Here is a 500-nt window from a genome sequence, read left to right on the forward strand (position 1 = left end):
CAGTACCAGCCGGTCGCTGAACATCAGTTCATCGCTGATAACCAGTACAGGGTGAAACAACAGCGCCTGCCTCAGGGCATAGAACAGAAAAATATGCTCACGCGGGCGCAGGCACAGTATCAGCGTCGTCTCCGGCTGCCGGGACAGGCGTGGCAACAGGTCCGGCAGGGTGTATGTGGTTTCACAGTCGCTCTCCGGCAGGGCTGATTTTGCCAGATGCGCCACGGCGGTCACCACCGGCCAGCAGTCTCCGTGGACGATAACCCGCCGGGCCCCCGTCTGCTGGTCACATCCCGCCATCATCAGTCCCCTTCTTTTTCAGTATCTTTCCCGCGTTTCTGTCGCTGCACAGCCGGTTCCACAGTTCATTTGCCATCGACCTGTCACCATTACCGACCCGGCGTTTTGATACCGGCGGCGGTCCGGCCCTTTCACGGCGCGTGGACGGAGCGGGACCGTCAAGAACCCGGATAACATAAATTTCATAGCGTCGTGCCTTA

At 59.4% G+C, this 500-nt stretch carries 1 protein-coding gene and 1 pseudogene; both read right to left on the minus strand.

The window, feature by feature from the left end:
• Window positions 1-303, minus strand: a pseudogene (locus HV477_RS28060) (transcriptional regulator); the annotation flags it as partial.
• Window positions 287-500: CaiF/GrlA family transcriptional regulator (locus tag HV477_RS28065; protein ID WP_175065763.1), on the minus strand; the 214-nt coding region annotated here is incomplete at its 5' end. The gene HV477_RS28065 and the pseudogene HV477_RS28060, both read right to left, overlap by 17 nt.

Source organism: Salmonella sp. SG203, assembly GCF_013350575.1.
Taxonomy (GTDB): Bacteria; Pseudomonadota; Gammaproteobacteria; order Enterobacterales; family Enterobacteriaceae; genus Salmonella; species Salmonella enterica.